The 22,641-nt window shown below is 45.0% G+C and carries 20 protein-coding genes; 10 read left to right on the forward strand and 10 right to left on the reverse strand.

Annotated features, from left to right (window positions below; all coding sequences use genetic code 11):
* Nucleotides 1–139: 139 nt before the first annotated feature.
* From NL626_RS02025 to NL626_RS02035, 3 genes are all read right to left on the reverse strand, one after another.
* Entirely contained in the window at nt 140–1,081 is a 942-nt protein-coding gene (locus NL626_RS02025) for a class I SAM-dependent methyltransferase (RefSeq protein WP_054574036.1), read from the reverse strand.
* A 31-nt stretch (nt 1,082–1,112) separates the two neighbouring features.
* Nucleotides 1,113–1,805, reverse strand: coding sequence for a TIGR01621 family pseudouridine synthase (locus NL626_RS02030; protein WP_054574035.1), 693 nt, complete (start codon nt 1,803–1,805; stop codon nt 1,113–1,115).
* Nucleotides 1,806–1,887: 82 nt separating this feature from the next.
* On the reverse strand, nt 1,888–3,258 hold the full coding sequence (locus tag NL626_RS02035) for a sodium-dependent transporter (RefSeq protein ID WP_042522154.1): 1,371 nt from the start codon (nt 3,256–3,258) through the stop codon (nt 1,888–1,890).
* 430 nt (nt 3,259–3,688) lie between these two features.
* Between NL626_RS02035 and cls the strand changes: the two genes are divergently transcribed.
* The 4 genes from cls to NL626_RS02055 all read left to right on the forward strand — a co-directional run bounded on the left by cls (nt 3,689) and on the right by NL626_RS02055 (nt 8,587).
* On the forward strand, nt 3,689–5,143 hold the full coding sequence (gene cls / locus NL626_RS02040) for a cardiolipin synthase (protein ID WP_005378105.1): 1,455 nt from the start codon (nt 3,689–3,691) through the stop codon (nt 5,141–5,143).
* Between the two features lie 211 nt (nt 5,144–5,354).
* Entirely contained in the window at nt 5,355–6,560 is a 1,206-nt protein-coding gene (locus NL626_RS02045; RefSeq protein WP_017820862.1) for a cystathionine beta-lyase, read from the forward strand.
* A 224-nt stretch (nt 6,561–6,784) separates the two neighbouring features.
* Entirely contained in the window at nt 6,785–7,714 is a 930-nt protein-coding gene (locus NL626_RS02050; RefSeq protein ID WP_104978988.1) for a triacylglycerol lipase, read from the forward strand.
* Between the two features lie 12 nt (nt 7,715–7,726).
* Entirely contained in the window at nt 7,727–8,587 is an 861-nt protein-coding gene (locus tag NL626_RS02055) for a lipase secretion chaperone (protein WP_253656940.1), read from the forward strand.
* A 24-nt stretch (nt 8,588–8,611) separates the two neighbouring features.
* Here the strand turns inward: NL626_RS02055 and NL626_RS02060 are convergent, their stop codons facing one another.
* From NL626_RS02060 to pspA, 7 genes are all read right to left on the reverse strand, one after another.
* A complete protein-coding gene (locus NL626_RS02060; protein WP_005378109.1) occupies nt 8,612–9,178 on the reverse strand; it encodes a DNA-3-methyladenine glycosylase I in 567 nt (188 codons plus the stop codon).
* A 72-nt stretch (nt 9,179–9,250) separates the two neighbouring features.
* A complete protein-coding gene (gene vmeI, locus NL626_RS02065) occupies nt 9,251–12,361 on the reverse strand; it encodes an efflux RND transporter permease subunit VmeI (RefSeq protein WP_085569587.1) in 3,111 nt (1,036 codons plus the stop codon).
* The gene (locus NL626_RS02070; RefSeq protein ID WP_253656941.1) at nt 12,358–13,455 is read right to left on the reverse strand and encodes an efflux RND transporter periplasmic adaptor subunit; all 1,098 of its coding nucleotides are present in this window, start codon (nt 13,453–13,455) and stop codon (nt 12,358–12,360) included. The genes vmeI and NL626_RS02070 overlap by 4 nt, the downstream gene beginning before the upstream one ends.
* A gap of 1 nt (nt 13,456) precedes the next feature.
* Nucleotides 13,457–14,488, reverse strand: a complete 1,032-nt coding sequence (locus tag NL626_RS02075; RefSeq protein WP_005378114.1) for an efflux RND transporter periplasmic adaptor subunit — start codon at nt 14,486–14,488, stop codon at nt 13,457–13,459.
* Between the two features lie 161 nt (nt 14,489–14,649).
* Entirely contained in the window at nt 14,650–15,039 is a 390-nt protein-coding gene (pspC, locus tag NL626_RS02080; protein ID WP_025766867.1) for an envelope stress response membrane protein PspC, read from the reverse strand.
* Nucleotides 15,032–15,265: an envelope stress response membrane protein PspB gene (gene pspB, locus NL626_RS02085; RefSeq protein ID WP_005378117.1), complete on the reverse strand. Its 234-nt coding sequence runs from the start codon at nt 15,263–15,265 to the stop codon at nt 15,032–15,034. The genes pspC and pspB overlap by 8 nt, the downstream gene beginning before the upstream one ends.
* Before the next feature lie 14 nt (nt 15,266–15,279).
* Complete coding sequence (gene pspA, locus NL626_RS02090; RefSeq protein WP_005378119.1) at nt 15,280–15,951, reverse strand: phage shock protein PspA; 672 nt, start codon at nt 15,949–15,951, stop codon at nt 15,280–15,282.
* Between the two features lie 232 nt (nt 15,952–16,183).
* On the opposite strand from pspA, the gene pspF reads away from it, so the two are divergent.
* The 6 genes from pspF (at nt 16,184) to NL626_RS02120 (ending at nt 22,635) form a co-directional block, all read left to right on the forward strand.
* Nucleotides 16,184–17,191 (forward strand): phage shock protein operon transcriptional activator, encoded by a 1,008-nt coding sequence (gene pspF, locus NL626_RS02095; RefSeq protein WP_017820869.1) that lies wholly within the window; start codon nt 16,184–16,186, stop codon nt 17,189–17,191.
* Nucleotides 17,192–17,396: 205 nt separating this feature from the next.
* Nucleotides 17,397–19,016 carry an ABC transporter substrate-binding protein SapA gene (gene sapA, locus NL626_RS02100; protein ID WP_005378121.1) on the forward strand — a complete coding sequence of 540 codons (1,620 nt, stop codon included), beginning with the start codon at nt 17,397–17,399 and terminating at the stop codon, nt 19,014–19,016.
* Nucleotides 19,016–19,978 carry an ABC transporter permease subunit gene (locus NL626_RS02105; RefSeq protein WP_005378122.1) on the forward strand — a complete coding sequence of 321 codons (963 nt, stop codon included), beginning with the start codon at nt 19,016–19,018 and terminating at the stop codon, nt 19,976–19,978. The genes sapA and NL626_RS02105 overlap by 1 nt, the downstream gene beginning before the upstream one ends.
* Nucleotides 19,965–20,852 carry an ABC transporter permease subunit gene (locus tag NL626_RS02110; protein ID WP_005378123.1) on the forward strand — a complete coding sequence of 296 codons (888 nt, stop codon included), beginning with the start codon at nt 19,965–19,967 and terminating at the stop codon, nt 20,850–20,852. Before NL626_RS02105 ends, NL626_RS02110 begins: the two co-directional genes overlap by 14 nt.
* Nucleotides 20,852–21,847 carry an oligopeptide/dipeptide ABC transporter ATP-binding protein gene (locus tag NL626_RS02115; RefSeq protein WP_005378126.1) on the forward strand — a complete coding sequence of 332 codons (996 nt, stop codon included), beginning with the start codon at nt 20,852–20,854 and terminating at the stop codon, nt 21,845–21,847. The genes NL626_RS02110 and NL626_RS02115 overlap by 1 nt, the downstream gene beginning before the upstream one ends.
* Nucleotides 21,844–22,635 carry an ATP-binding cassette domain-containing protein gene (locus NL626_RS02120; protein WP_005393308.1) on the forward strand — a complete coding sequence of 264 codons (792 nt, stop codon included), beginning with the start codon at nt 21,844–21,846 and terminating at the stop codon, nt 22,633–22,635. The genes NL626_RS02115 and NL626_RS02120 overlap by 4 nt, the downstream gene beginning before the upstream one ends.
* Nucleotides 22,636–22,641 lie beyond the last annotated feature (6 nt).

Genomic DNA, 22,641 nt, shown 5'->3' on the forward strand with positions numbered 1-22,641 from the left:
CGTGTTAGGAATAACTTACTCTGATAATAGACTCTGAATCACACTCGCGTCTCGCTATTCAGATTAACGGGGTATCGTGGAAATGCCAGCCGTACTCAAACGGCTGGTATTATAGATAGGCACAACTTTCGTTTCGTCGTCATTGCTTCTCGCTAAACAGCAACACTTTCAATGCTGCTTCGCTGTCTACGTCCATAAACTCTGGTGGGTTATCCAGGCGCTCACGGAATGTCAACTCTGGCGCTTCTTCTTTCATGCTTTCAATCAAGAAGTCGCTTGTCACAGATGGTGAGTTCACACATGCCATCACTTGACCGCCTTCTGCCAACAAATCCGGCAATCGACGTAAAATCTTTTTGTAATCTTTAGTCAGCGCAAAGCTGCCTTTCTGGAACGAAGGCGGATCGATGATAATCAAGTCATACTGACCAGATTTCTTAATCTTACCCCACGATTTAAAGATATCGTGCCCCATAAAGCTTACCTGGTTGATGTTATGACCATTTAGCTTGTGGTTCTCACGACCTTTAGACAGCGACGCTTTTGCCATGTCGACGTTAACCACTTTATCTGCGCCACCCGCAATGGCAGCGACAGAAAAGCCACACGTGTAAGCAAACAAGTTAAGCACGTTTTTATGCTTCGCATTTTCCCGTACCCAATCACGACCGTAGCGCATGTCCAAAAACAGACCGAAGTTTTGGTTGCGGCCAATATCCAATTGGTATTTCAAACCGCTTTCTTCAACGACAGGGCGAGCGTCTAATTCACCGACAAGCACTTCTGAAGGCGCACCATCGGCATAACGGTGCTGAAGAACCATAGTACGACCTTGCTTGTCTGCCCACAGTGGTGATAGTGCCAACGCATTGAGGCCGCTTTTCAGCTCAGCGAGAAACGCGTCGTCGACTTCTTTAAACAAGTTGATGATCAACTGACCTTGTAACCAATCACAGGTAATTTGCTCTAAGCCCTCAAAACGACGGCCACGACCATGAAACAGTCGACGAATTTCGTTCGGAGCTTGCGCGAGCTCGGTTTCTAGATGCTGAAAAAACAGCGGAAGTTGTGATGCTTGCATCGAGTTCTCTTATTAGTTTTCTTTGTGACGGTTATTTGATCGTAGGCCAGTTCAGTTCCCAAGGGGAAAGCCAAGTATCCAAACCCTGAGAGACGATTTCACTGTGCCATTTGTTACCCAGCACTTGGTATTCTCGTGGGTCGCAAACAAAGCGATATTGCTCATCTCGGTATTGGAAGCAAAGTGAAAATGCATGCAGATAACCGCGATCAGCCTCATTGCCTGCATTGTAAATCGGGTCGCCAACAATACCTGAGCCAACCGATTTTAATGCCACGCGGATTTGATGCGTTTTACCAGTGTGTGGCTTACATAAAAATAGGCGCTCTCCGGGCTCTGCCGCAAGAGAGAAAAACTGGGTGACGGCTGGGTTATTTTTGCTGTTGACCAGCTTCCATGATGAACGGCGCGAACGCTCCATATCACCAACGACCAAACCTTGTTTCTTTTTCGGCTTTTTAGAGCCAATCGCCAGATAGAACTTTTCCACTTGGCGGTCAGCAAAAGCTTGCGATAACGCACTGGCCGCTTTGGCGTTGCGTCCGAGGAGCAGAATACCCGATGTCATTTTATCCAAGCGATGGATAAGATAGAGCTGCTGATCACCACTCTGCTTAGCCACTTCTTGCAGCAGCATTGTGTCGCCATCGTCTTTATGAACAGAGACGTTGGGATGCTTATTGATGATCAGAAAATCGGGATGGGTATGTAGAATATCGAACATAAAAAACTGGCTCCACGTTTGGAGCCAGCAGTATACATAAGTTATCGGACAAAGCTATCGAGGCTTGCCCCCAAGGTATTTGCTAAAGCTTCTTCGAGAAAATGCCAGCAAGACCAATGATTGCGATACCCAGCAGCATGATTTCACCTTTGCCACTATCAAAGCCAGACTTAATCCCCATGAAGGCAACAATAGCAATCGCAACAGGAATCAGGTATTTAACTAGGTTGTACCACAATCCAAATAGCGGGAAGGATACTTCGCCGTCATTAGTGATCTCTTTTTCTAGCTCAGCACGGCTTAGGCGCCATCCTGCAAAGATACAAACCAACATACCACCAACCGCTAAGAAGATTTTGTCCGTTAGCAAGTCGAAGATATCAAAGGCACCGGTACCAAACAGCGTTGGTCCCATTCCACCTAACGATAGTGACGCAAAAATACATAATGCCGCCATAACTGCACTTGCAGACAGAACTGCGTTAGAGCGCTTCATGCCTTTCTCGTCAATTAGGTAAGACACGACAACTTCCAATAGTGATACTGAAGAAGTTAATGCCGCCACCGTCAAACCGATGAAAAATAACAACGCGAATAGCAACCCAATCACACCGCCCATTTCAGCAAATAGCTGAGGAACGACAACGAATACAAGACCAGGGCCTGCCGCAGGCTCCATGCCAAAGGCAAACATTGCTGGGAACATAGCAACACCAGCAAGAATCGCGACACCAGTATCCATCGCTGTAACCATACCGGTTGTTTGAACTAGGTTCTCTTTCTTTTTCAGGTAAGAACCGTACGTCATCATACAACCCATACCTAAGCTAAGTGAGAAGAACGCTTGTCCTAGTGCAGCAAGAACCACGTTGCTGTCGACTTTAGAAAAGTCCGGCATGAATAAGAACTCAAGGCCAGCCATTGCACCTGGCAGCATCAAGCCTTTAACAGAAACAACGATTAGGATTAAGAACAGAAGCGGCATCAGAACCTTACCGGCTTTCTCAATACCACCCGAAATCCCTTTCATCACAATCATGACGTTAAGGAACAGGTAAACACCCATCCACATTAAAGGTTGAATCGGATCTGAGATGAAACCGCCAAAGCTGTCGCCAATTGCTTCTGGCGCGCTGAGTAGACCACCACCCACTTTAAAGATGTAGGCCAATGCCCAACCACCAACCACAGGGTAGAAGCCCATGATCAAAAGACCACTGAAGACTCCCATAACGCCAGTAAACGTCCAGCGTCGGTCAGTTGTTTTGAATGCACCTACGGCAGAAAGACCTGTCTTACGACCAATAGCGAACTCTGTCAGCATCACGCTAAAGCCGATAAAAATTACAAAGATAAGATAGATAGCAACGAATGCACCGCCGCCACTCTCACCTGCTGTGTAAGGGAATTTCCATATATTGCCTAAACCGACAGCGGAACCCGCTGCTGCCATTACGAAGCCTAGTTTAGACCCCCACGTATCACGTGGTGCTGCTGTATTAGTTGTAGCCACGCTTTTTCTCCAAAATTAGTTTGTTGTGTATGCATAGAGATAGGCGTCTAAAAAGTTTATGTAAAAATTATTGTACACTTATAAAATAAGCGTTCGACGCACTATGTCTAGAAAGTAAAGCAGCTCCCCTTTAAAATTGGAACCCCAAAAAAGTACATTTATCGCACAAGTGTCGAGTTACGCAGGTTAAATGCTGCTTTTTTGTTCAAAAGTTAAAGAATGACCTTATTTTTCACATTAAAATAACAGAATCAGCTGTTATGAAATTCGTTCCTCATATAAGGTCAATCCCACGTCTAAATGGGAAATCTATTCCCCCAACCCACTTTTATGCTTAATATCCTAGAAGGGCATATTACTCTGAGCGTATATGGACAAGTTTTATCACTTTCTTACTTTAGCTGGCATTGGGCTATATTGGTTACTGGTCGCAGGTGTGACCATTCGTGTCGTTTTAAAGCGCCGTGCAGTGAGCGTGTCTTTAGCTTGGCTAATGATCATTTATATCCTTCCCGTTCTGGGTGTCGCATGTTATTTCCTCTTCGGTGAACTGAACTTAGGCAGAAAACGAGCCGAACGTGCGAAAGAGATGTTTACACCATTCGAGAAGTGGTTCAGTCAACTTAACGACTGTAACGCGCACAACCCAGAAACGATGGGAAGGCACATCTACCGAATCGATGAACTTTGTAACAACCGCCTTGGTCTTCCCGCATTGAGCGGCAATACATTGTCGCTGCAACAGTCACCTAATGAGATTTTGCATTCCATTATTGAAGACATCGAAAACGCGCAGAGCAGTATTCGAATGGTATTCTACATTTGGCATCCGGGTGGTTTGGCTGACTCTGTCGCTTCTGCACTTATCCAAGCGGCTAAACGCGGCGTAGATGTCAAACTATTGCTCGATTCAGCAGGTAGCCCGCGTTTTTTCAGAAGTCCTTGGTATCGAATGATGCAGGATGCTGGAATTGAAGTTATTCAAGCGCTAGAAGTGAAGATGTGGCGTATTTTCTTACGTCGTCTTGATCTTCGCCAACATCGCAAGATCATCGTAATTGATGATGAAATTGCTTATACAGGTTCAATGAACTTGGTTGACCCGGCTTACTTCAAGCAAAACAGTGGCGTCGGGCATTGGGTAGACATCATGGTTCGCATTACGGGACCAACGGTAAACGTATTGAGTGCCATCCACTGTTGGGATTGGGAAGTCGAAACTGGCGAACGTCATTTACCGAGACTACCTGAATGCAAGATCGATGAGAGTGAATTCCAACACCCTATTCAGGTTGTGCCTTCTGGCCCAGGTATGCCGGAATATCTGATCTATCAAGTATTAACATTGGCAATAAACCAAGCCAATCGCTCGGTACGAATCACAACACCATATTTCGTGCCCAATGCTGATTTACTCGAAACGTTAAAGATGACAGCACAACGAGGCATTGACGTTGAACTCATTATTCCCCATAAAAATGACTCTATGATGGTACAATGGGCGTCACGCGCTTTTTATAGTGAGCTCTTGAGTGCAGGGGTCAAGATTTATGAGTTTTATGGTGGTTTGCTGCATACAAAATCTGTCGTAATTGACGACCAATTCTGTTTAGTTGGCACCGTAAACATGGATATGCGCAGCTTGTGGCTGAACTTCGAAGTGACCCTCGCCGTTGATGACGAAGAGTTCACCAAGCAAATGTCTTGGTTACAAGATAGCTATATTAAGCAATCTCACACTGTTGTATTGGAAGAATGGGAGAAAAGGAGCCTATTTTCTCGGTTCTTAGAGCGAGTGTTCTATCTCTTCAATCCACTCCTTTAATACCTCAAATACACCGACTAAAAAACCTCCAGCGCTACATGCATCCTGCTGGAGGTTTGTTCTTTTAGCTCCCTATCTACACGATACCTCTCGACATCATTACCTGTTCATCTTGGCTGTTATTGGCTGATAGTTGACTTTTCCCTTGCATAACCTACGTCGTCCATGTTTTAAATATTCCAAACCGCAATCTTTAAGACAGGGAACTTTTATGTCAGAGGGAAAAAAAACCAAACTCATTACCGCTGGCCGCGATAAAAAGTGGACAAATGGTGTTGTAAACCCACCCGTTCAACGCGCTTCAACTGTGGTATTCAATACCGTTGCAGAAAAGAACCAAGCCACCATTAATCGTGCAAACAAAACGTTGTTTTATGGTCGCCGAGGCACCAACACGCACTTTGCTTTCCAAGACGCAATGGTTGAGATTGAAGGTGGAGCTGGTTGCGCGCTTTACCCTTGTGGAACGGCAGCAATTTCAAACGCCATCCTCTCTTTCGTTGAAACTGGCGATCACATTCTAATGGTGGACACTTGTTACGAACCAACTCGTGACTTTTGTAACACCATCATGAAGAAAATGGGCATCGAAACCACCTATTATGACCCAATGATCGGTGAAGGTATCCGAGACTTGATTCAGCCGAATACCAAAGTCCTTTTCTTAGAATCTCCTGGTTCAATAACCATGGAAGTCCAAGATGTACCTACATTAGCGCGCATTGCCCACGAGCAAGATATCATTGTGATGCTTGACAACACATGGGGAGCTGGCGTGAACTTCTCTCCTTTCGAGCATGGCGTAGACATTTCCATTCAAGCGGCGACTAAGTATATCGTTGGACATTCAGATGTCATGCTAGGTACTGCTGTGGCTTCTGAAAAGTATTGGGATCAGCTTCGTGAACAAAGCTACCTGATGGGTCAGTGCGTTTCTCCTGACGACGCATACCTAGGTCTTCGAGGTATTCGCACGTTGGATGTTCGCCTAAGACAGCACGCAGAAAGCAGTTTAAAAGTCGCTCAGTGGCTCGCTTCTCGCCCAGAAGTTGATCATGTCCGCCATCCAGCTTTAGAAACAAGCCCTGGCCATGAGTTTTTCAAACGAGACTTCACAGGTGGAAACGGCTTGTTTTCATTTGTTCTCAAAACGTCTTATCCAAAAGCGACGACGGCTCTGCTTGATGGTATGAAACACTTCAGTATGGGTTACTCTTGGGGCGGTTATGAAAGCCTCATTCTAGCTAACGAACCTAAGAGCTTTAACAGCCTGAGAACCGTAGCTCACCCACACTTTGAAGGTACTTTGGTTCGTATTCATATTGGCTTAGAAGACGTAAATGACTTGATCGCTGATTTAGAGGCTGGTTTTGCGCGTTATAACGCCTTAATGCTTGAAAAAGAAGTCTCCCTATAACAATGATTGAATCGCCCTGCATTGCGGGGCGTTTTTATAAACCCCTGACTTAATTAGAATTAACTAACATTCACCCGAACCATTAATTGATGTTAATCATTTGTGTTGTTTTTCAATTGAGCAGTCACAGAATGAAATAATGTGCCATAAATAGGCTTTTCAAATTTAGAGTTTCTCTCCTACTTTTTATCATTCATAAGAGGTCATACCACAAGGAGATAGTTTTGAAACTCAAATTTATAGCGCTAATGCTTTTTACCTTAGTTACCGTCCCAATAACCTCCGTATACGCTGCAACAGGTTATACCCAAACCAAGTATCCGATTGTTCTGGTTCACGGTTTGTTTGGTTTTGATACCCTGGCAGGCGTTGATTACTTTTTCGGAATACCACATTCCTTAACAAAAGATGGCGCTACGGTTTATGTTGCACAGGTATCCGCGACCAATAGCAGCGAAGTTCGAGGGGAGCAACTGCTTGCTCAAGTAGAAACCTTACTTGCAGCAATAGGCGCAGAGAAAGTCAATCTCATTGGTCACAGTCATGGTGGTCCAACAACGCGCTATGTTGCCTCTGTCCGTCCTGACCTAGTCGCATCAGTTACGAGTATAGGAGGCGTTAATAAAGGGTCTAAAGTGGCAGATTTAGTTCGTGGCACCGTATCTGAGGGTTCGGGTAGTGAGCAGCTCGCGGTAAAACTGGCGCAAGGCTTAACTACTCTTATTAATCTTCTATCAGGTGGTTCTGATCTCGACCAAGACCCTTTAGCCTCACTAGCAGCATTAACCACGGAAGGATCATTAGCGTTTAACCAACACTACCCGGAGGGAGTCCCTACCAGTGAATGTGGTAATGGTGACTTGCTGGCTTCAAATGGCGTTTATTACTACTCATGGACCGGATCATCCACTTTTACAAACGTTTTCGATCCGACCGATGCTGCCATGATGGTACTTGGCTTAGCCTTTGATGGGCCAAATGATGGCTTAGTTGGTGCGTGCAGCACACATTTGGGCAAAGTCATACGTGATGATTATCAAATGAACCATTTGGATGAAATTAACGGCCTACTCGGTATTCATCATCTTTTTGAAACCGATCCAGTCACGCTTTATCGCCAACATGCAAATCGTCTCAAACTTCAAGGTTTATAAGAGGTCATCACAATGAAGAAAGTCGCTCTCACCACTTTTATCCTGCTCTCGATATTTGGCGTGGGAGCGCTTTCTCTGTTGCAAAGCGACAAACAACAAGAGATAACCTCTAACCATTCGCAATCTCAGCAAGATATAGCCGCCGATGTCTCTTCCCCAAAAGACTTCTTCGAATATTCTCTTAGCCGGCTGGGCGAAGAAGATCTCGATACGATCAAAGCGGAAGTTAATGATGACACTTTAGCAAAGCAAACTCTGAATATTGATGCCAAACTTTTTCAAACCTACCTTTCCTACAAGCAAGCACTCTCTGCATTAGAGCCTTTTGAGCACAACCACCTAACGCTTGAACAGTTAACCATGCTGAATGAAGCAATACTGAACTTACAGCTTCAATACTTTAACGAGGTGCAGATAACCCAATTGTTTAACGAAGAAAACCGACTTCGCCAACTTGCTTTAGAAAAGCTGACGATTAAAACACAGGCATCGGATAGCGAGAGTCAAGAACACCTTCTCAATCAAGCGTTATCAGAACAACCGGATTACATACGAGAAAGTGAACGCAATAACGCATTAGCAAAGCAGCTCGAGCAAGCTTCTCAGCTTGATTCACAAGACAAGTACATCGCCCGTGTTGCTCTGGTAGGAGATGCCGGAGCGCAGAGGCTCCAAAAGCTTGATGAGCAAAGAGCATCATTTGAGACTCAACTCGCCACTTACTTAAAGCAGCGTCAAAATATTCTGAATAGAGATTTTCTAGGGCAAGACGAAAAACAGGCAGAAATCATTGCTTTAAGAAAACAAAGCTTCGATACCACTCAATGGCGTCGAATCGAAGCTTTGGAACGTATTCATGATAGCCAGAACTAACAACATTAGCTTAATCGCCAAACGTTACTTATTCTGCTTTTTAGGACATCCAACGATATGGTCATCCACCATGCCGACGGCTTGCATGAAAGCATAACAGATGGTTTCACCGACAAACTTGAAGCCTTTCTTTTTTAGGAATTTACTCATGGCTTTGGATTGCTCTGTCGAAGCTGGTACGTCACTCATATGTTGCCATTGATTGACGATTGGTTCACCGTCCACGAACTGCCACAACGCGTCTGATAAACTCCCGTATTCAGCAATTAACGCTTTAGCCGCTTTGGCATTACTAAATACCGAGTTAATCTTTCCGCGATGTCTCACAACATCGAAGTTTTCCACGATGTATTCAGCGCGTTCTTCATTTCTTTGTTCCAACGCATCTAGGTCGTAGTTCTCGAACGCTTCTCTGTAACCTTCGCGTTTTTTAAGGATGGTGATCCAGCTAAGCCCAGCTTGCGCACCTTCCAAAGTAATAAATTCAAACAGGACTTGGTCGTCATATACTGGCACGCCCCATTCGGAATCATGATATTCGCGTTCTAATGGGTGATTCATCGCCCACGCACACGTTTTTTGTTCTGTCATTATTCTTCCTTAAAAAGCGCCTCTAACTGATGAGCTAGAGGCGCGATATTTTTCATCGTTATATCAGTAGCACTAAGCCTGTTTCGGTACTGCCACTTTATGGAACAAACGATACAACACTGGCACGACAATCAGTGTCAGGACTGTCGCAAAACCCAAACCAAACATAATCGTAACCGCCATTGGTTTGAAGAAAATATCTGGCAACAGTGGGATCATACCAAGGATCGTCGTGATAGCAGCCATACAAACGGGACGGACGCGACTTACCGCAGCATCAACGACCGCGTCATAAGCCTCTTTACCGGACTTCATTTCAATTTCAATTTGGTCCAGTAATACGATGCCATTTTTGAGCACCATTCCCGATAAGCTTAAGAAGCCGAGCAATGCCATAAAACCAAACGGCGTGTTGAGCGCCAACAAACCGGTAGTGACACCAATTAACGCCAGCGGCACGGTAAGCCAAACAATGAGTGGCTCTTTGATAGAGTTAAATAGGAATACAGTGATCAAGAACATGAACAAGTACCCCATTGGCATGGTAGTAAACAGCGACTCTTGAGCATCACCAGAAGATTCGTATTCACCACCCCACTCTAGTGAATAGCCAGGAGGCATTTGAATCGCTTCGATTTGGGGCTGTAAACGTTTTTGCAACGTCGATGCGGTTTCTTCACCTAGAATATCAGGGTCTGCCATCACAGTGAGCATACGCTTACGGTTCTTACGTACGATGATAGGATCCTCCCAACGCATGTCGTAACCCATTGTGACTTGTTGAAGTGGGATAAACTCACTCTGTGCTGGACTCCATATTTTCATGCCTTCGATGTTACGAATATCAATGCGCTCATCTTCTGGTAAACGAGCCACGATAGGCATGAGCGTCGTGCCGTCTCGGTATAAGCCTATCGTCATTCCAGAGAATGACATGGACAAGAAATCATCGACGTCCGATTTGGTAATGCCATAGCGACGTGCCTGACTCTCATTAAACTGAGGCTCAAGAACTTGGGTTCGTTCACGCCAATCATGCCTGATATTTGTTGCCTGAGGATCGGCGTACATGATGTCCTTGACCTGAGCGGCTATCGTACGAAGGACGGTTGGATCAGAGCCAATAATGCGCGCTTCAATTTTTGCACCACCACCAGGGCCTAACTCAATCTGTTTGAGCTTGTAATTGATTTCTGGGTAGTTGGCTTTTAAATACTCTCGAAACTTCGCCATTAATGGTTTTAACGCTTCGTAGTTTTCCATACGAGTGGTTATCTCACCATAAGCCGCATAACTTTTCTCTGGCGCGTACGTTAACATGAAGCGCTGTAAGCCTTTACCCGCGGTCGTCGTGATATGGTCAACATGCTCTTGCTTAGCTAACCAACTTTCTAACTCTTTAAGCGTTGTGTTGGTTGCTCGAATATCAGTTCCTTCTGGCATCCATACATCTAACTGAAAAATCGGCGTTGTCGAAGATGGGAAAAACGCTTGCTTCACAAAGGTGAACCCGTAAACACTTGCCGCTAATCCCGCAATCAGCACCACAACGGTAAACCAAGCACGACGCATACAAAACTGAAGAAACTTTTTATAAATAACGAAAATAACCCCGTTATATGGATCATTTTCTTCCCCTTCACCTTGTTTAATCTTCTGGCCTTTAAAGAAGATGTCAGCAAAGAATGGTGTCAACGAGATAGCGGTAAACCAGCTCAACATTAAAGAGATCAGCAGAACCGTAAATAAAGTGCCACAGTATTCGCCCGTCGAGTCTTCAGACAGTCCAATTGGCGCAAATGCAGTTACCGCAATCACAGTTGCCCCAAGTAATGGCCACTTTGTTTGGGTAACAATGTCGGTCGCTGCTTGGAGTCGAGTTCGCCCTTTTTGCGTACCAATCAAAATCCCCTCAACCACAACGATGGCATTGTCCACCAGCATACCTAACGCGATAACCAAGGCACCTAATGAAATCCGCTGTAAATCTATCGCGAGATACTTCATGAAAATGAACGTACCCAGCACCGTCAGCAGCAAGATTAAACCGATTAGTAGCCCAGAACGTAGCCCCATAAAGAACAGAAGTACGATAATGACGATACCGACAGCTTGAGCCAAGCTCACAACAAAACCGCTAACCGATTTATCCACTTCTTTCGGCTGACTATAGATTTCCGAAATTTCGATACCGACAGGTTGCTGGTACTTTAGCTCGGCAAGGCGATGATCAAATGCTTTTCCGACTTCAACGACGTTGACGCCTTCAGCAAAAGAAACGCCGACGTTTAGTGCAAGACTTCCGTTAAAATTAATAATATTATTCGGGACTTCTACGTAACCACGTTTTATTTCCGCCACATCTTTCAAGAAGATGAGCCCCTGAGCACCCGACTCAGTAATCAACAAATCGCCTAGCTCATCCACACTCTGGAACTCGCCAGTCGGCTGAATTCTGATGTACTCATCACCAATTCTGATCGCTCCTGCGTCAGAAACTACGTTTTGCGTCGAAAGAAGATTAAACACGGTATCCGGAGCAAGACCTATACTGCTCAATTTTTTCATCGATACTTCGATGAACACTTGCTCTTGCTGTTGCCCAGATACCGAAACTTTACTCACGCCATCAACCAGTTCGAGCTCTCGGCGTAAGTAATCGACGTAATCCAGTAGCTCTTTATAGCTATAACCGTCGCCAGTCACCGCTAACAAAATCCCGTAAACATCACCAAAATCATCGATCACTTGAGGTTCATTCACACCTGGAGGCAACGTCCCTTTAAGGTCGTTCACTTTACGGCGTAACTCATCCCAGATTTGTGGCAGATCATCAGGGCCATAATTGTTCTTCATCGTGACCGTGATTTGCGATAATCCTCGGCTAGAAATCGAATTCACTTCATCAACATAAGTAAGCTGCTGAATCGCTTTTTCGATTGGATACGTCACTTCTTCTTCGACTTGTTGCGGTGTCGCACCAGGGTAAGAGGTCACTACCATCGCATCTTTAATAGTAAAAGCAGGGTCCTCAAGACGCCCTAAACCAAAGAATGCGGCGATACCACCAATCAAAAATATCAGTGCAACCATCCAACTGATGACGCGATTTCGGATGAAGTACGCAGCAATACCGGTCACATCATCATCACTTTGAGGCACTGATTTATTAAGATCGCTCATAGACCGGTCTCCTGCGTAGCCATTTCCTGTATCACTTCCACTTTCATGCCATCCCTTAATCGAGAAACACCGGCAATCACAACTTTGTCTTTGAGCATGAGACCATCAAGGATTTGAATGGACGTTTTAGATGCCTTACCTGCTCGCACCTGTTTGCGCGATACCGTATTGTCGTCATTCAGTACCCAAACAAATTTGTTTTCGCGTCCCAGCTCGTCACCGTCCGCATTGAAAATGGCTTCGATAGGGACATTAATTCCTAGGTTTAAATCAAGCCCAACATTCTCGTCTTTAGACGTTACTTCAACAGCCATCCCATCTAGGATGTACTCTTCTTCCGGCATAGGAAGCGACAGTGTGACAGTAAACGTACCTGTTGTTGGATCGGGCTCAGTCGTAAACTCTTTTACCGTCGCGTTATATTCGTTACCGCTGGGCACGCGCACCAATGCTTTGATCGCGGTGAGTCTTTCTTCCGTTGGCGGTTGGTTCACATAGAGGCGATCTGGAAGCTGAATCAACACTTCGACTCGCTCCAAGCTGTGAATATTAACGATATGCTGTCCGACTTGAACATTTTCGAATTGGTCGATATTAACTCGCGAAATAATCCCATCCACGGGCGCTTTTAAGGCAGTAAATGATAGACGAAGTTTGGCTAACTGAAGCTCAGCTAAGGCGATTTGTCGTTGTGCTGCAATTTCATCAAACTGAGACTTAGCTAATAGGCCTTTATCGACCAAAGGGCGTGAGCGGCGATACTGACTGTCGACAACAGAAAAACGCGCACTCGCATTATCTACATCCAACTCATAGTCAGTGGGATCTAGTGTTGCAATAACATCACCCTTCGTGACTTTGTCGCCCTCTTTTACCATGATGCTGCTGACTTCTCCTGCCACTCTGAAGCTCAAATGAGAGCGATCCGCTGCATTCGCAACCGCAGGGAAGTACAAGTTGTCATCCACCTTGCTTCCCGCTAATGACGTAACTCTAACTCGTGGCGTTTCGAGCTCTTTTTCTGGCGCCTTATCCCCACAGCCAACGAGAAAAAGCGTTGAAAGTAAAGTCGTTAGAGAGATGATTCCTTTCATATTACAACCCTCTTTCCTTAATCCACGCTCTTACCTTAATTCCGGGTTCAATTACACTGACACCCGAGATAATGATTTGGTCGCCATCGTTAAGCCCAGCTAACACTTGATTTTTGTCATTCATCTCAATTGCGGCTTTGGACACAATGCCTTGCTCATCGACACGCCAAACGTATGTTTTGCCGTTCTCTTCTAGCAACGCGGAGTTAGGAATCTTTGTCGCTCCTGCACTTTTGGACAGGAGGTAAGCATTGCCAGACATTCCCGGCAAAAGGCCTATTTCTGCTGGTCGCTCCATGACCATCGTGACTTTGTAACTGCCCGTTTTAGGATCGGCTTCTGTATCGATTTCCTGAAAGGTTAAGTCAAAGGCTCGCTCGGGGAACGCATCAAATATCATTCTGGCAGAGACATCGCTCCCCTGCGTGTAACGATTTAGAAGATAGTCTGGGATTTGGAATATCACTTTGAGGAGTTGGTTGGACTGAATATTCATCACCCCTTCTTTCGCGGCAACATATTCATGGTTTTCTGCTGGAATGTACGAAATGGTGCCATCATATGGCGCGACAAGTTTGGTATATCTTAAGTTTGCCTTTGCTTGATTCCATTGAGCTTTTGCCGAGTTGTGATTCGCTTTTGCCTCATCAAAATCTTGCTCAGATACTACTTGGTCTTTACGTAGCTTTTGGTATCGCTTGTATTGCACATCTGCGAGCAAAAAATTTGCCCGAGCTTGCTGTTCGAGCAGAGAATATTCATCTGGGTTTAATGACGCCAAAACATCACCTTTACTAACGACTTGACCTTCATTCACTTCTATCGTTTGAAGAAGCCCAGGAACTCGAAATGTCAGTACTGCTCTATCGCCAGCTTCCGTCGTGGCAGGAAAATGTCGCTCAAACTGGGCATTGCCAACAGATACTGTAAATAGCTTCGCAGGGCGCGATTCAGGTTCAGGAACAGGAGGAAGTTCTTTACCGCACCCCGACAAGACAGCCGAGATGGCAATAGGAATGAGCAATTTTCTCATTACATTCATCCATAAAAATTGGGGGATTATTTTTAAAGTAGATGAATTTTGAACGAACTTCCAGAGCAGAAAAGATTAATAGTGCTTTAAAATTAGTAATTTGTGATAAAAAAGCAGGCTTTATGCCTGCTTCAGTTAAATCTTCTTTGGATACAAAATGCCTAGAGCTTACTGAATTCTCTGTTCACCCTATATGTATCAGACGTAACATACGCTTCCATGTTACGAATTTTGCCATCAAGACGGTCAAAATCCCTTTCCAACACACTGAGCAGTTGATCAGGGCTTTGCCCTTTCTGCCAAGGCTTACTTTTGAGCGTATGCTCTTGCTGCGCTCTGATATTTTCAGAATACGTTACTGGTTGCTTTTCTAACATAAACGCCATCGCGATGTACGCTAACAATACCAAAAACGTACCACCTAACAGCGCTGCAGAAATCACTACAATACGAATCAACCAAACTTCTGCACCAAAGTAGTTGGCAATTCCGGCGCAAACACCGGAGATTTTGCCATTTACTGGATCACGATACAGTTCTCGATTATTCATACTTTCGTCTCCATGTTGGTGACTCAGCATCCAAGATGCGCTCCAATGTATCAACTCGGGACTGCATCGCTTCCGCTTTTTCAGATAGTACCTGAAGGCGCTCTAAATCTTGGCTCGACAGTGCACTATCTGTTTTGCGTTTGCTGCGATAGTGTAAGAAGAGCCATAGTGGAGCGACAAAGATTAAAAAGACAATCACTGGTCCTGCTATAAAAAATGCCGACATAAATGGCTCCTTTCTTATTTATCTTTCGATGACATCTGTTCTTTCAGTTTTGCCAACTCTTTTTCAATTTCGTCTTGTGCCTGCAACTCTGCAAACTCTTGTTCTAGCGATTTAGCATTACCAGTTTGAGCATACAGGTCTGCTTCCGCTTCCATTTCATCCACTTTACGTGAGTACTGCTCAAATTTCGCCATCGCTTCATTAGTGCGGCTAGTGTGCAGGTGTTTTTGCACATCACGACGGTTAGATGCAGTTTGGTTACGAATTGCTAGTGCTTGCTGTTTTGCGCGCGTTTCGGCAATTTTGCTTTCCAACTTACCAATCTCGCCAGTAAGCTTATCGATCGTTTCTTCCACTAAGGTTTGCTCAGTGTGGAGGCCTTTAATCACTTGCTCTAGCTTTTGCTTTTCAATTAACGCTGCACGAGCTAGATCTTCACGCTCTTTCACTAATGCTAAGCTCGCTTTTTGGCCCCATTCGCCAATTTGCTCTTCTAACGTTTCAACCTTACGAGCCAACTCTTTCTTGTCTGCAATCGCTTTAGCCGAGTTAGTACGCACTTCAACAAGTGTGTCTTCCATTTCTTGAATGATAAGACGGATCATTTTTTCAGGATCTTCCGCCTTGTCCAGTAATGCACTGATGTTTGAGTTAACGATATCTGCAAATCGAGAAAAAATACCCATAACGGAACTCCTCTTTTTTCCTATTAAAACTCGACAAGGTGGTGATTAACCTTGTGTCTCCCTGAATATATAACAAGTAACGTGCCAACTTATAATTTTCTTTTAAATCAGAGCGTTATTCATTTTGTTGTCGTTACACACTATTGTGCTATGATGTTTTTCACCAACTGTTGGTGAAATTTACCAACTCTATCTCTAAATCATGGCTCGGCTGTTAAATAAGAAGGACTTTATGAAGCAAAACCTGATTGGTGAATCACCTGCTTTTCTCGCTGTACTAGATAAAGTATCACAACTTGCACCCATTGAGCGCCCTGTCCTCATCATTGGTGAACGAGGTACGGGTAAAGAACTCATCGCTCAGCGTTTGCATTATTTATCAAGACGTTGGGATAAACCACTACTATCACTCAACTGTGCGACATTAAGCGAAGGGCTAATAGATTCCGAATTGTTTGGACATGAATCCGGCTCCTTCACGGGCTCTAAAGGTAAGCATAAAGGGCGTTTCGAGCGTGCCGAGGGCGGTACTTTGTTCCTTGACGAACTGGCAACCGCACCACTTTTAGTTCAAGAAAAGCTATTACGTGTCATTGAATATGGTGAATATGAGCGAGTTGGCGGTCATACCGCTCTCAATGCGGATGTTCGACTTGTTTGTGCAACCAATGCCGACCTACCAAAATTGGCAGAGCAAGGTGATTTTCGTGCAGATCTGCTCGACAGGCTAGCCTTCGATGTCATTATGTTACCGCCTCTTCGCGAGCGCAAAGAAGACATTCTCTCTTTAGCAGAGCACTACGCGATGAAAATGTGTCGTGAACTGCAACTGGAATACTTTGTCGGTTTTACCCCAAAAGCGCAGCAGTCGCTTATTGAATATGAATGGCCCGGTAACGTCCGCGAACTAAAAAACGTGATTGAACGTGCGATTTACCAACATGGTCTGAATGCTCACCCAATTGATGAACTGGTTTTCAATCCTTTTGAAACGGTTTGGCACAGCGCGCTTGGCCATAGTGCAAAACAAGCAGAACAACAAGAAGAGGAAGCATCAAGCAACACCATCCAATTCCCTCTAGACTATAAACAATGGCAAGAGGAACAAGATATCCATTTACTCAATCGTGCATTGGAAGAAGCCAAGTTTAATCAACGACAAGCAGCCGAGCTACTTGGCTTGAGCTATCACCAATTACGAGGGATGGTTAGAAAATATGGTTTGGTCGGACAAAGCTAACTTGACCGAGAGTACTCAATCAATACACGAGCTCGTGACTGCGCTCTAATTCGCATGCATTTATGGCATAACACCTTACAGTGTATGGATTTTATGTTTGGAGCGAGTTCACAAAGGTGATAAATTAGCGAGATCATTTTCGCTTGTTAGCTTTGAAAGAGTAAGATCAAACGAAACGAGCAAGATCCAATGAACATTTCATATTATGAATGCTTTTATAAGATTATCGCTGAGCCTTATTGGGATTAGCCTACTTACCGCTTGTGGCGATGAAATTGACCACAATGATATTCGCAAAGCTGGCTTTGTGTTTTGCGGACAGGGTAAGCCGACCACGTTTAACCCTCAGCTTATTGATAGCGGTATTACCGCAGAGGCTCTGAGCCCACAGCTGTACGATACGCTGCTCACGCTCGATCCTAAATCACATCAGCCCGTGGCAAGCATCGCCGAGAGTTGGTCAGTAAATGAATCAGGGACGGAATACACGTTTAAGCTTAAACGTGGTGTTCAATTCCAAACCACGCCTTGGTTCGCACCCACTCGCCCATTGAATGCAAAAGATGTGGTATTTAGCTTCAAGCGAATCATCGATGTAGACCATCCTTTTCACCAAGTAGGTGGTGGTTTTTATCCATGGTTTGCAGGGTTAGATTTTCAAAACCTACTCCAAGACGTGGTTGCAATAGATGAGCATACGGTAAGGTTTACGTTATCTCAGCCAAACTTTTCTTTCTTGGCCAATATTGCCACCAGCCATGCGGTTATCTTGTCTGCGGAGTACGGACAGCAATTGGCAGCAAAAGATCATAAAGAAGAAATCGACCAACTTCCTATCGGTACCGGCCCTTATCAATTAAAAGAGTACCAAGTGAACGATTTGATTCGATTAGAGCGTCATTCTAATTACTGGAAGTCACCAGCAAAAATGGAACAAGTGGTGTTCGATATCTCTCACAGAGGCACGGGTACACTAGCTAAACTTTTAAGAAACGAGTGTGACGTACTCTCTTCACCTATTTCGAGCCAAATACCTGTCATTCAAGAAAATGACAACCTTGAGCTGACGGCTACACCAGCTAACAACGTTTCCTTTATTGCGATAAACACAGAAACCACCGCGCTGAGTGATGCTCGAGTTCGCCAAGCACTTAACTTAGCGATCAACCGTCAAAATATTTTAGATTCGGTTTACTACGGAACTGGCTCCCAAGCTTATACTTTGCTACCACCTAATTCATGGGCTTATCAAAAAGATAGCGTAAAAATTCGTTATGACCGGAATTATGCATTGGCACTACTTCGAGATGCAGGCTACGAAGACGGCCTAGAATTGACCATGTGGGTACCACTTGAACCACGTGCTTTTAACCCAAGCCCTCGTAAGACTGCGGAGTTAATCCAAGCGAATTTTGCCGATATTGGGGTTAAATTAACGCTACTGACCGATGATAGGTTTGAACGTGTGGATTTGGAGAACATCAACGATATCGATTTACTTTTAACAGGTTGGATTGGTGATACCGGGGATCCTGACAACTTTTTCCGCCCTTTATTATCTTGCGAGTCTGACCGCGTTGGCCTTAACGTGTCCATGTGGTGTAACGATGACTTCGATTTCTTGCTCGATTTGGCGTTAGAAACTCAAGAACCGCGTTACCGTTTGAACCTATATCGCCAAGCACAGAACATTTTGAATCAAGAGTTCCCGGTTATTCCTCTGGCGCATGGCGTGCAGTTCCGTGTGCACGACAAATCGCTGACAGGCTTCAAATCAAGCCCTTTCAATGCCCAACCGTTTGATAGAGTTGAGAGAATTCACTGATGTTTTGGTATACCGTTCGACGCTTTAACCTATTTATCATCACTTTGATGATCCTTACATTAGTGGGTTTTTCTCTGCTTCGCCTTGACCCTCTCTCGCACTGGGCAAACGTTGATTTTTGGTCTGGCTGGCAAACTTACTTAATCAACCTTTCTCAACTCGATTTTGGCATAAGTAAAAACGGCAATGCGATTTACGACGAGCTCGCCGTTGTATTCCCAGCCACTTTGGAATTGTGTTTCTTTGCCTTTTTGGTGTCCCTTTTGATCGGCATTCCACTTGGAACCGTGGCTGGGATGAAGCAAGGTAAATGGCTCGATACCAGCATTTCATTCATGTCAATGTCTGGTTATTCCGCCCCAATTTTTTGGGTGGCTTTGTTACTTATCATGGTTTTTTCATTAGAGTACCAACTCTTTCCAGTGGCAGGACGATATGACCTGCTTTACGAAATTGATCATGTAACCGGATTTGCCATTATCGACGCATTCATGGCGAAAGGTGAATACCGCGCTCACGCACTGCAAAGCGTTATTGAGCATATGGTGCTGCCATGTTTGGTGCTTGCTTTGGCTCCAACCACCCAGGTTGTCGGACTAATGCGCTCCTCGGTAGCGGAAGTGATGAGCCAAAACTACATCCGTGCAGCGAGAATCAAAGGTCTTTCTAACCGCGAAATCGTAACTCAACATGTATTGCGGAATGCGATACCGCCTATCATTCCCAAAGTTGGTGTTCAACTTTCGAGTATGATTACCTTAGCTATCATCACGGAGTCTATTTTTAACTGGCCAGGTATTGGTCGTTGGCTTTTAGATGCGCTAGCAAGCCAAGACTATGCATCTATCCAAGCTGGCGTGATGGTACTTGCGACTTTGGTTCTTACCGCTAACATACTCTCGGATTTGATTGGCGCGATGATTAACCCTTTAGTTCGAAAGGAATGGTATGCTAACAAATAACGTTTATCAGGAAGAGCGCATTCCAACTCAGTTTGAGCGTTTTTGGCGAAGCTACCGCGCCAACGGACTAGCCATGTTTGGCTTGTGGTGCTTGGTGTTTATCGTCCTTATTACCATTTTTGCGCCCCTACTTGCACCATTTGACGCCCAAGCACAGTCAGGTGAGTTGCTTGTGCCGCCATCATGGGCCCCAGCAGGAACGGTTGATTACTTTTTGGGGACCGATGACTTAGGTAGAGATATTCTTTCGCGCCTGATTATGGGCTCTCAGCTAACATTTGGCGCTGCTGTCGCCATCACCGCAATTGCTGCCGTTGTAGGCTGTTTAATTGGCGTATTGGCAGGTATGACGAAAGGCTTACTGTCGAGTACTCTCAACCACTTGCTCGATACCGTCATGTCGATCCCGTCGCTCTTATTAGCAATCATTTTTGTGGCATTTCTCGGCTTTGGTGGGTTCAATATTTTACTCGCAATCTGCTTAGCTTTGATTCCGCGTTTTATTCGCTCTGTTTATATCGCAGTCCACACCGAAGTTGAAAAAGACTACATAATGGCAGCACGCCTTGATGGCGCTAATGATTTCTACTTACTGTGGAGTTCAATTCTTCCTAACATTCTGACGGTCATTGCCGCTGAAATCACACTCGCGCTGTCTGCTGCGATTTTAGATATTACGGCACTGGGTTTTCTTGGCCTAGGCGCACAGGCCCCAAGCACCGAGTGGGGAGCAATATTAGGTGACTCTGTCGAGCTTATTTATATTGCACCTTGGACAGTGACCCTACCCGGCCTGACCATCATGTTTACTGTTATTACCCTAAACTTAGTAGGTGAAGGTGTACGTCAAGCGCTTAATGCGGGGATCGAATAATGCCGTTGTTAGATATTCGACATTTGACCATTGAGATCGAAACACCTCAAGGGTTGGTCAAAGCCGTTGACCGAATGAGCCTAACTTTGAACGAAGGCGAAATTCGTGGTCTTGTAGGTGAGTCTGGTTCAGGGAAAAGCTTAGTTGCAAAAGCGATTGTCGGGGTAAGTAAAGATAACTGGCGCATCACCGCAGACCGTATGCGCCTTGGCAATATTGACTTGCTTCAGCTTACACCAAAAGAGCGTCGGCGCGTCATTGCTCGTGATATTGCGATGATTTTCCAAGAACCTTCAACTTGTCTTGACCCTTCAGAGGAAGTCGGGCGTCAATTGATTGAATCCATTCCATCTCGCGCATTTGAAGGGAAATGGTGGGAGCGATTTAAATGGCGTAAAAAACAGGCCATCGCGCTTTTGCATAAAGTGGGTATTAAAGATCACAAGCGTTTAATGGGTAGCTACCCTTATGAACTGACTGATGGTGAGTGTCAAAAAGTCATGATTGCCATGGCGATAGCGACCAAACCAAAGTTGCTGATCGCAGATGAGCCAACCAACGACTTAGACCCGATTACTCAATCGCAAATTTTGCGTCTGTTGAGCCGCATGAACCAACTTAATAACACAACCATTTTGCTTATCGGCCACGACTTAGCGACCATAACACAGTGGGCAGGACGTATTACGGTAATGTATTGTGGTCAGTCGGTGGAGTCTGCCGATACCAGTAAAATCATTGCGGCACCCAAGCACCCGTACACCGATGCCTTGCTTAAAGCGATGCCTGACTTTAATGATTGGGTACCACACAAGCAAAAACTCCAATCCCTACCGGGCTCGATTCCGCCATTGCAGCATCTGCCTATCGGTTGTCGCCTCGGACCACGTTGCCCGTATGCGCAGAAACAATGTGTAGAAATTCCACACACCAGACGAATTAAGAATCATAAATTTAACTGCCACTTTCCATTGAACACGGAGAAAAAGTCATGAGTGCGTTACTTGAAGTCGATAATTTATCGAAGCAATTTGTTACGCGCTCCCGTCTGTTCAAACGTCAGGTTAATGAGGCAGTTAAACCGGTAAGCTTTACTTTAGAGCCAGGACAAACTATTGGTTTTATTGGTCAAAACGGGTCAGGAAAATCCACACTAGCTCGTATGCTTGCTGGCGTTGTTGAACCAAGCTCCGGAGAGATCCGTGTGAATGGCGAACGATTGGAGCACAAAGATTACGCGACACGCTGCAAGCTCATCCGCATGATTTTCCAAGATCCAAACACATCGTTAAACCCACGTATCCAGATTGGTCGTATTTTAGAAGGTCCGCTAAAGCGAAATACCAACATGCCGCCAGATGCGCGCATGCAGCGTGTAAAGAACACCCTGCTCCGCGTAGGATTGCTGCCTGAGCACGCCTATTTTTATCCACAAATGCTAGCTGCCGGTCAAAAACAGCGCGTGTGTTTGGCTCGTGCACTTATTCTTCAACCTTCCATCATTGTCGCTGATGAGGCGTTAAACGGTTTGGATATGGCAATGCGCTCGCAGATCATTAACTTATTCCTCGAGTTGCAAGAAGAGATGGGATTGTCATTTGTGTACGTGTCTCAGCATATTGGCATTGTTAAGCATATTACTGATAAAGTGATGGTGATGCATGAAGGTGAAGTGGTCGAGTTTGGCGAGACCAACCAAGTATTGACTCATCCCGAGCATCCTATTACTCAACGACTAGTCGAAAGCCACTTTTATAAAGCGCCAAGCCATCAAACAAAATAGCTTATC

The sequence above is a fragment of the Vibrio sp. Y58_MX_L22 genome (assembly GCF_024181865.1).
GTDB classification, from domain to species: Bacteria; Pseudomonadota; Gammaproteobacteria; order Enterobacterales; family Vibrionaceae; genus Vibrio; species Vibrio alginolyticus.

Excerpts from the sequence above, each read along its gene's own strand:
- NL626_RS02110 (WP_005378123.1), top strand. The coding sequence starts at position 19,965 with ATGCTAACAAATAACGTTTATCAGGAAGAGCGCATTCCAACTCAGTTT.
- NL626_RS02035 (WP_042522154.1), bottom strand. The coding sequence starts at position 3,258 with ATGGCAGCAGCGGGTTCCGCTGTCGGTTTAGGCAATATATGGAAATTC.
- NL626_RS02115 (WP_005378126.1), top strand. The coding sequence starts at position 20,852 with ATGCCGTTGTTAGATATTCGACATTTGACCATTGAGATCGAAACACCT.
- NL626_RS02045 (WP_017820862.1), top strand. The coding sequence starts at position 5,355 with ATGTCAGAGGGAAAAAAAACCAAACTCATTACCGCTGGCCGCGATAAA.
- vmeI (WP_085569587.1), bottom strand. The coding sequence starts at position 12,361 with ATGAGCGATCTTAATAAATCAGTGCCTCAAAGTGATGATGATGTGACC.
- pspC (WP_025766867.1), bottom strand. The coding sequence starts at position 15,039 with ATGAATAATCGAGAACTGTATCGTGATCCAGTAAATGGCAAAATCTCC.
- pspB (WP_005378117.1), bottom strand. The coding sequence starts at position 15,265 with ATGTCGGCATTTTTTATAGCAGGACCAGTGATTGTCTTTTTAATCTTT.
- NL626_RS02055 (WP_253656940.1), top strand. The coding sequence starts at position 7,727 with ATGAAGAAAGTCGCTCTCACCACTTTTATCCTGCTCTCGATATTTGGC.
- NL626_RS02070 (WP_253656941.1), bottom strand. The coding sequence starts at position 13,455 with ATGAAAGGAATCATCTCTCTAACGACTTTACTTTCAACGCTTTTTCTC.
- pspA (WP_005378119.1), bottom strand. The coding sequence starts at position 15,951 with ATGGGTATTTTTTCTCGATTTGCAGATATCGTTAACTCAAACATCAGT.
- NL626_RS02105 (WP_005378122.1), top strand. The coding sequence starts at position 19,016 with ATGTTTTGGTATACCGTTCGACGCTTTAACCTATTTATCATCACTTTG.
- sapA (WP_005378121.1), top strand. The coding sequence starts at position 17,397 with ATGAATGCTTTTATAAGATTATCGCTGAGCCTTATTGGGATTAGCCTA.
- NL626_RS02075 (WP_005378114.1), bottom strand. The coding sequence starts at position 14,488 with ATGAGAAAATTGCTCATTCCTATTGCCATCTCGGCTGTCTTGTCGGGG.
- NL626_RS02060 (WP_005378109.1), bottom strand. The coding sequence starts at position 9,178 with ATGACAGAACAAAAAACGTGTGCGTGGGCGATGAATCACCCATTAGAA.
- NL626_RS02030 (WP_054574035.1), bottom strand. The coding sequence starts at position 1,805 with ATGTTCGATATTCTACATACCCATCCCGATTTTCTGATCATCAATAAG.
- cls (WP_005378105.1), top strand. The coding sequence starts at position 3,689 with ATGGACAAGTTTTATCACTTTCTTACTTTAGCTGGCATTGGGCTATAT.
- pspF (WP_017820869.1), top strand. The coding sequence starts at position 16,184 with ATGAAGCAAAACCTGATTGGTGAATCACCTGCTTTTCTCGCTGTACTA.
- NL626_RS02120 (WP_005393308.1), top strand. The coding sequence starts at position 21,844 with ATGAGTGCGTTACTTGAAGTCGATAATTTATCGAAGCAATTTGTTACG.
- NL626_RS02025 (WP_054574036.1), bottom strand. The coding sequence starts at position 1,081 with ATGCAAGCATCACAACTTCCGCTGTTTTTTCAGCATCTAGAAACCGAG.